General features: G+C 60.6%; 3 protein-coding genes and 2 pseudogenes. 2 read left to right on the top strand and 3 right to left on the bottom strand.

All coding sequences use genetic code 11. The features are described from left to right. Positions 1-112: 112 nt before the first annotated feature. The 3 genes and pseudogenes from F0169_RS03590 to F0169_RS03600 all read right to left on the bottom strand — a co-directional run bounded on the left by F0169_RS03590 (position 113) and on the right by F0169_RS03600 (position 4,842). Positions 113-3,582: pseudogene (locus tag F0169_RS03590) on the bottom strand (hybrid sensor histidine kinase/response regulator). 265 nt (positions 3,583-3,847) lie between these two features. Continuing rightward, positions 3,848-4,234, bottom strand: a complete 387-nt coding sequence (locus F0169_RS03595; RefSeq protein ID WP_099240444.1) for a YbaN family protein — start codon at positions 4,232-4,234, stop codon at positions 3,848-3,850. Between the two features lie 20 nt (positions 4,235-4,254). Further along, positions 4,255-4,842: a UPF0149 family protein gene (locus F0169_RS03600; RefSeq protein WP_058415068.1), complete on the bottom strand. Its 588-nt coding sequence runs from the start codon at positions 4,840-4,842 to the stop codon at positions 4,255-4,257. 328 nt (positions 4,843-5,170) lie between these two features. Here F0169_RS03600 and recQ point away from each other — a divergent pair, with 328 nt between their 5' ends. Together recQ and F0169_RS03610 are read left to right on the top strand one after the other, a co-directional pair. Further along, positions 5,171-7,297, top strand: coding sequence for a DNA helicase RecQ (recQ, locus tag F0169_RS03605; protein WP_152745592.1), 2,127 nt, complete (start codon positions 5,171-5,173; stop codon positions 7,295-7,297). Between the two features lie 121 nt (positions 7,298-7,418). Then, a pseudogene (locus tag F0169_RS03610) lies at positions 7,419-7,854 on the top strand (MarR family transcriptional regulator). Positions 7,855-7,955: the final 101 nt, after the last annotated feature.

The raw sequence follows: 7,955 nt of genomic DNA on the forward strand, positions 1-7,955 counted from the left end.
CGCGATGCAGGCGCCTCGGACCATCAGGCACACCGCGTTGAGGCCATCGCGAGCAAGCCCGCTCCCACATAAAGCCCGCTACCATATAAGCCGGGTGCTCATATAAGGTTGTCTAGAGCGGTAGATGCCGACTCAATAGTGCGCGCAATGCGGCGGGTTTCACTGGTTTGGCCAAGTAATCCAGGCCTGCTGCGTGCACTTCTGCGACCATTTCCGGGCGCCCGTCGGCGCTGATCACTACGCCGGGAATCGGCTCGGCCAATTGCGCCCGTAGCCAGCCCATCAGCTCGGTGCCGGTTTCGCCATGGTCCAGGTGGTAATCCACCAGCGCCAGTTGCGGGCGTACGCCATCGGCCAGCAGCGCGGCGCATTGCGCCTGGTCGGTGGCCGTCCACACCTCGCAACCCCAGCGCGTCAACAGGCTGCGCATGCCGATCAGGATGCTTTCTTCGTTATCCACGCACAGCACCTGTGCGCCGCTCAGCGGTTGGCCGGTGTCTTGCAGCGTTTTAAGCGCGGGGCTGGCCTGGTTGCGCGCCAGTGGCACGCGCACGCTGAACACGCTGCCTTTGCCCGGCCACGAACGCACGCTCAGGCGGTGGTCCAGCACTCGGCACAGGCCATCGGCGATCGCCAAACCCAGGCCTAAACCTTTTTCGGCGCGGGTCTGGTGGCTGTCCAGGCGCTTGAACTCTTCGAAGATCACTTGCTGTTTATCCTGCGGAATACCCGGGCCGCGGTCCCACACCTCCAGGCACAGCTCGCCCTTGCGCCTGCGTACGCCGAGTAGCACCGGGCCGTCGGCATAGCGGAATGCGTTGGTCAGAAAATTCTGCAGAATACGTCGCAGCAATTTGATGTCGCTGTTAACCCGCAGGCGACTGCCGCGCAAGCGAAAGCGCAGGCCTTGTTCGCGGGCCAGCGCCTTGAACTCGGCGCCAAGGGTGTCGAACAGCTCGTTGAGCACAAACGGCTGGCGCTGTGGGTTGATCTTGCCGTTTTCCAGGCGCGAAATATCCAGCAAGTCGCTGATCAGGTCTTCGGCTGAGCGCAGCGAGCTGTCCAAGTGCTGCACCAACTGCCGGGCCTCGGCAGACAAACCATCGTTCTGGTGGGAGAGGGCGGCGGAGAACAGCCGCGCCGCGTTCAACGGTTGCATCAGGTCATGGCTGACGGCGGCAAGAAAGCGCGTCTTCGACTGGCTGGCGGTTTCGGCCACGCCTTTGGCGTCGGTGAGCGCCACATTCAGTTGCGACAGCTCATGCGTGCGCGCGGTGACGCGTTGCTCCAGGCCTTCATTGGCTTCGGTGAGCGCTTGCTCGGCTTCGCGGAACGCAGTGATGTCGGTGAAGCTCATGACAAACCCGCCGCCGGGCATGGGGTTGCCGATCAGCTCGATCACGCGCCCATTCGGGAACAAACGCTCAGAGGTGTGCGCGCGGCCCTGGCGCATCCAGTGCAGGCGTCGCGCCACGTGTACTTCGGCTTCGCCCGGCCCGCACAGGCCGCGCTCGGCGTTGTAGCGAATGATGTCGGCAATCGGCCGGCCCACGCTGATCAATCCTTCGGGGTAATTGAACAGCTCCAGGTAGCGTCGGTTCCAGGCCACCAGTTTGAGCGACTGGTCGACCACGCTGATGCCCTGGGTGATGTTTTCGATAGCGCCTTGCAGCAGCGCGCGGTTGAACTGCAGCACTTCGGAGGCTTCATCGGCGATGCGGACTACGTCCTCCAGCTGCATTTCGCGGCCTTCAATCGCCGCTTTGACCACTGCGCGTGTCGACGAGGCGCCCAGCACACCGGCCAATAAACGTTCGGTGTGGGCGATCCAATCGTTATCGGCATTTTGGTTGGGATTGAAGCCTTTGCCTTGGCGATAAGCGAAGCGGATAAAACTCTGCTGAGCACGTTCATCACCCACAAAGCGCGCCGCCAGGCTGAGCAAGTCGCTGATCTGCACCGACAACATCGAGCGAGCGCTGGCGCGTTGGCTGATCTCCTGGCCGATGAAACGTCCGGCCTGCCAATGCTCGGAAACGCGTGTGCGCGAGAGTAACGAAACCCACACGAACAGCGTGAAGTTACCCGCCAGCGAGAACACCGTGCCCAGCGTCAGTGAGGTGACGGACGCGCCAAACGGGTGCGAATGCAGCCACGTCAAGCCGGGGAACAGGCTGAGCGACCAGCCCAGACTTTTCGCCGTCACCGGTAGGACCAAGGTGTAAAACCAGAGGAATGTGCCCGCCGCCAAACCGGCAAACACGCCACGCCGGTTGGCCTGCTTCCAGTACAGCGCGCCAAGCATCGCCGGCGCGAGTTGCGTGACCGCTGCGAAGGCGATCTGGCCGATAGTCGCAAGGCTGGCGGTCGAGCCGAGCAGCCGGTAAATCACGTAAGCGAGCAGCAGGATGATCACAATGCTCACGCGGCGGACCGACAGCATCCAGTGGCGGAACACTTCGAACGGCCGCTCGGCACTGGAGCGACGCAGCAGCCACGGCAGCAACATGTCGTTGGACACCATGGTCGACAACGCAATGCTGGCGACGATAACCATGCCGGTGGCCGCCGATGCACCGCCGATAAACGCCAACACGGCGAGGGCCGGGTGCGCTTCGGCCATCGGCAGGCTGATCACGTAGGAATCCGGCAATACCGAACCGGGCAAGAGCATCTTGCCGCCGAGGGCGATGGGCACCACAAACAGCGCGGCGAGGATCAAGTAAGCCGGGAATACCCACTTGGCCAAGCGCAAATCCTGCGGGTCGATATTTTCGACCACCGTGACATGAAACTGCCGGGGCAGGCAGATGATTGCCATCATCGCCACACCGGTTTGCACCACCATCGATGGCCAGTTGATTGTCTCTTTCCAGTATTCCTCCAGGCGCGGCGCGAGCATCGCCTGACTGAACAAGTCGCCGAAGCCGTCATACAGGCCATACGTCACAAACGCGCCGACGGCCAGAAAAGCGAACAGCTTGACCAGCGATTCAAACGCAATCGCCAGCACCATGCCACGGTGGTGTTCCGTGCGTCGAGGTTGCGCGTACCAAACACAATCGTGAACAGCGCAAGCACCAGTGACACGATCAACGCGGTGTCCTGGGCGCGGGTGCCAGTGGTGTCGGGGCCGGAGCCGATCAGCAAGTTCACGCCCAGTACGATGCCTTTAAGCTGCAGGGCGATGTAGGGCAACACGCCGACCAGGCAGATCAACGCCACCACCACCGCCAGCGATTGCGATTTGCCGTAGCGCGCGGCGATAAAGTCGGCAATCGAGGTGATGTTTTCCTGCTTGCTGATCAGGATCATCTTTTGCAGCACCCACGGCGCCAGCACCAGCAGCAGTACCGGTCCGAGGTAAATCGGTAAAAATGCCCACAGTTGCTCGGCGGCCTGGCCTACCGCGCCGAAGAAGGTCCAACTGGTGCAGTAAACCGCCAGCGACAGGCTATACACCCAGGCACGCACCCTCGGCGGCAACGGCGCATGGCGACGGTCACCGTAAAAGGCGATGGTGAACATAATGGCCATATAGGCCAGGGCAACGGCGGCGATCAGCCCGCTGGACAGCGTCATGGTAACTCCGAGCATAAGAACGCCCAGGCATTCCAGGCCCGGTTGCACAGTCTCGCATGATGCCTGGGGTTAGTCAGTGTCGACCAAGGTCGCGTGGCTGGCCGTTGTTTGGGTACCGGCTGAAATGTGTGGGAGCGGGCTTGCTCGCGATGCAGGCGCCTCGGACCATCAGGCATACCGAGTTGATGCCATCGCGAGCAAGCCCGCTCCCTCAGTCGGTCCCATTCGGCTTGGGCGATTGGGGCGCCTGTTTTTGATTTTGATCTTAGACGCGCGGCGCCAAGGTCTTCTGCCGCAGGATATACACCGTCACCAGCACCGCACTGGTCAGCATAAACCCGCGCGCCCACGGCAACGGCACCAGATAGCAGGAAAAACCAATGCTCAGCCACATCAAGCCAATCGCATACACCTTGCCTTTGAGCGGAATGCCATTGCCCTCCAGATAGTCGCGTATCCAAGGCCCCAGCCGCGGATGCTGCACCAGCCAGTGGTAAAAACGCGGGGAGCTTCGAGCGAAACAGGCGGCAGCGAGCAACAGAAAAGGCGTGGTCGGCAATACCGGCAAGAAAATACCGATCACCCCCAGCGCGACGCTTAACCAGCCGATGGCCAGCAGCGCGTAACGCAGGAGCGGCGAGCGATTGCCCATGGGGTGCACGGGCAAATGACTCAGTGGTGACGAGGTTTGAGGATCGCCGGTTTTTCGTCAGGCGCGTTGCACAGCAGGTACAGCGCAGTCAGGGCTTCCGGGATCTGTACGATCATGTCGTCCATCAGATTGGCGTCTGCGGCGATGTCGGAGAATTCCGGCTGGTCGTCAAACAGGCCCGAACCGACCATGATCGGCAACAGCATTTCGCTGACTTCTTCTTCGGCGGTTTCGAACCAGGCCGCTTCGCGCAGGAACACGCCTTCCATGAAGCCGATGCACCAGCCGCGCAGGTCGGAGTCATCCGGCTCTTCGCCGAGGTCGAGGTCGCACGGCAGCTCAAATTCTTCATCGGCGGCCAGTTGGCGACCGATATGCGCCTTGAGCGCCAGCAGCGTGGATTCGATTTCTTCGCGCTGGGCGTCGTCGGCGTAATGCGGTTCTTCAGCGAACAACGCGTCGATCCACTCACGGTCCGGCACGCTGTCGGAAGAGATTGAAAGGGCGGTCAGGTAGCCGTGGGCGGCCACGTAGTCCAGCGCCTCGTCATGCAGCTCATCGGCGTCGAGGAAGGCTTGCAGGCGGGTTAGTTGCTCAGCGAAGGACATTGAAGGGCTACCTTGGGAATAAACGATGCTGAATTCTAGGCTTTCTTGCGCGCTCAGGCCAGTCTGCGAGCGGCTTGGCTCACGATGAGGGTGATTTAGTGCGGTTCACAGAACCGATTTCGCCGCGTTTGGGGGCGATTACGCATTTGCGGCTATTCGCAAGCGGAGCCCTTTGCCGGTTAACGCTCGGGTATACTGCCGCGTTTTGTGATGCCCTTGCAGGCTGGGCACCCACCTTGGAAAACTTCGCTTACGGATTATTTACCGTGAGCGCGGGTTTTTTCGGCCAGCCTGTATAGAAGGTTTCGGCACTTTTTTGGAGTTTTACATGCTCGAGCAGGCTCAACGCGTCCTCAAGGACATCTTCGGCTACGACAGTTTTCGTGGCCGCCAGGGTGCGATCATTGAGCGCGTGGCCAATGGCGGTGACGCCCTGGTATTGATGCCTACCGGTGGCGGCAAGTCGTTGTGCTTCCAGGTGCCGGCGCTGTTGCGTAATGGGTTGGCCGTGGTGGTGTCGCCGCTGATCGCGTTGATGGACGACCAGGTGGCCACCCTTGAAGAACTCGGTGTGGCGGCAGCGGCCTTGAACTCCACCCTCAGCGCCGAACAGCAGCGCGACCTGGCCGCGCGGATCAAGCGCGGTGAGGTGAAAATGCTCTACCTGGCCCCCGAGCGCCTGGTGCAGCCGCGCATGCTGGCTTTTTTGCAGAGCCTGGAAATCGCCCTGTTCGCCATCGACGAAGCCCACTGCGTGTCGCAATGGGGCCACGATTTTCGTCGCGAATATTTGCAGTTGGGCCAATTGGCGGAGTTGTTTCCGGACGTTCCGCGCATCGCGCTGACCGCCACTGCCGACAAACGCACCCGCGAAGAAATCGTCGATCGCCTGCATTTGCAGAACGCCGAGCGCTTCCTCTCAAGCTTCGACCGGCCGAATATTTTCTATCGTATCGTGCCCAAGGAACAGCCGCGCAAACAGTTGCTGGCGTTCCTTTCCGAGCGGCGCAGCGATGCAGGCATTGTCTATTGCTTGTCGCGCAAGAAGGTCGATGAAGTGGCCGCGTTCCTTTGTGAGCAAGGCTACCCGGCGCTGCCTTACCACGCAGGTTTGCCTAATGAAACCCGCGCGCACCACCAAAAGCGCTTCCTCAATGAGGAAGGCCTGATCATGGTGGCGACCATCGCGTTTGGCATGGGCATCGATAAATCCAACGTGCGTTTCGTGGCCCACATGGATTTGCCCAAATCCCTTGAGGCCTACTACCAGGAAACCGGGCGTGCCGGTCGTGATGGCCTGCCCGCAGATGCCTGGATGGTCTACGGCCTGCAAGACGTGGTGATGCTCAAGCAGATGCTGCAGAACTCCGAAGGCGACGAGCGCCACAAGCGCCTGGAGCAACACAAGCTCGACGCGATGCTGTCGCTGTGTGAAGAGACCCGCTGCCGCCGTCAAACGCTGCTGGCGTATTTTGATGAAGACATGCCCAACCCGTGCGGCCACTGCGATAACTGCGTCGACGGCGTGCAGACCTGGGACGCCACCGAGCCGGCGCGCCAGGCGCTGTCGGCGATTTATCGCACAGGCCAGCGTTATGGCGTGGGCCATCTGGTGGATGTGTTGCTGGGCAAGGACAACGAAAAGGTGCGCAGCTTCGGCCACGAAAAACTCTCGGTCTACGGCGTCGGCAAAGCCCGCGCCGAAGGCGAGTGGCGTTCGTTGTTTCGGCAGATGGTGGCGCGCAGCCTGGTCGATATCGACCTGGAAGGGTATGGCGGCCTGCGCCTGAACGACAGTTGCCGGCCATTGCTCAAGGGCGAAGTGAGCCTGGAACTGCGCCGCGATCTCAAGCCGCAGACCACTGCCAAGAGCAGCACCAGCCAGGCCAGTCAGTTGGTGCGCGGCGAAGAACGCGAACAGTGGGAAGCCTTGCGCACCCTGCGGCGCAAACTTGCGCAGGAGCACAGTGTGCCGCCTTACGTTATTTTCCCCGACTCGACCTTGCTCGAAATGCTGCGCGAGCAGCCGACCAGCATGGCCGAAATGGGCAGGGTCAGCGGTGTGGGGGCGCGCAAGCTGGAACGTTACGGTCAGGCCTTCCTTGAAGTGCTCGGTGGCCAGGTTGAAGCGCCGAAGGAAGTCGCCGATATTCGCCACGAACTGATTAGCCTGGCGCGCGCAGGCATGACCCCGATTCAGATCGCCAGTCAGCTGCAATGCTCGGAAAAAAACGTCTACACCTTGTTGGCCGAATCCATTGGCAAGCAGCAATTGTCGTTGGAGCAGGCGCTCGATTTACCCGAAGATCTGCTCGGTGAAATCCAGGATGCGTTCCTCGACGGAGAAGGCGAATTGCCACCTGTTACGGAGATTGCGCCGTTGTTTACCGGGCGTGTTCCCGAGGGTGTTTTGTACTGTGTGCGGGCTGCGCTGCAGTCAGAATTCGAAATTTAGGGTATCCGTCACCACATTGTGACGAAGCACTTCCTGGCAACGCTTGCCTACTGGCATGACTCGTGCTTTGCTGGTTAATAATTAGCCATCCTTATTTTTCAGACTAAACAACGAGTTTTTTATGCCGTTAACCGATCAACACCGTTTTGGCATGCAGTTAGCGCATATGTCCCGAGGTTGGCGCGCCGAGCTCGACCGCCGTTTGGCAGGGTTGGGTTTGTCCCAGGCGCGATGGTTGGTGCTGTTGCACTTGGCCCGTTTTGAGGAGGCGCCTACTCAGCGTGAGTTGGGCGCAAAGTGTTGGGGTGGAAGGGCCGACACTGGCGCGCTTGCTCGACAGCCTTGAGGGCCAAGGGCTGGTGCAGCGCCAAGCGGTGCTGGAAGACCGCCGCGCCAAGCGTATTTTGCTTTGCGATACTGCCAAGCCTTTGATCGAGCAGATTGAAACGATTGCCACCACGTTGCGCCACGAGCTGTTTGTGGGGGTGGACGAGGAGGACCTGAGTGTGTGCATGCGTGTGCATGGGCGAATTTTGGGGAATCTGGAAAAGTCCTGATTTCGCGGTTGGATCAAAAGCGCTTTTTGTGGGAGCGGGCTTCTCGCGATGCGGTGTATCAGCCGAAAAATACTTATCTGACACGCCGCCATCGCGAGCAA

The organism is Pseudomonas kitaguniensis (genome assembly GCF_009296165.1).
GTDB lineage: Bacteria > Pseudomonadota > Gammaproteobacteria > Pseudomonadales > Pseudomonadaceae > Aquipseudomonas > Aquipseudomonas kitaguniensis.

What these genes read in the sequence shown, in the direction of transcription:
- F0169_RS03595 (WP_099240444.1), bottom strand. Translation starts at nt 4,234, where the DNA reads ATGGGCAATCGCTCGCCGCTCCTGCGTTACGCGCTGCTGGCCATCGGC.
- F0169_RS03600 (WP_058415068.1), bottom strand. Translation starts at nt 4,842, where the DNA reads ATGTCCTTCGCTGAGCAACTAACCCGCCTGCAAGCCTTCCTCGACGCC.
- recQ (WP_152745592.1), top strand. Translation starts at nt 5,171, where the DNA reads ATGCTCGAGCAGGCTCAACGCGTCCTCAAGGACATCTTCGGCTACGAC.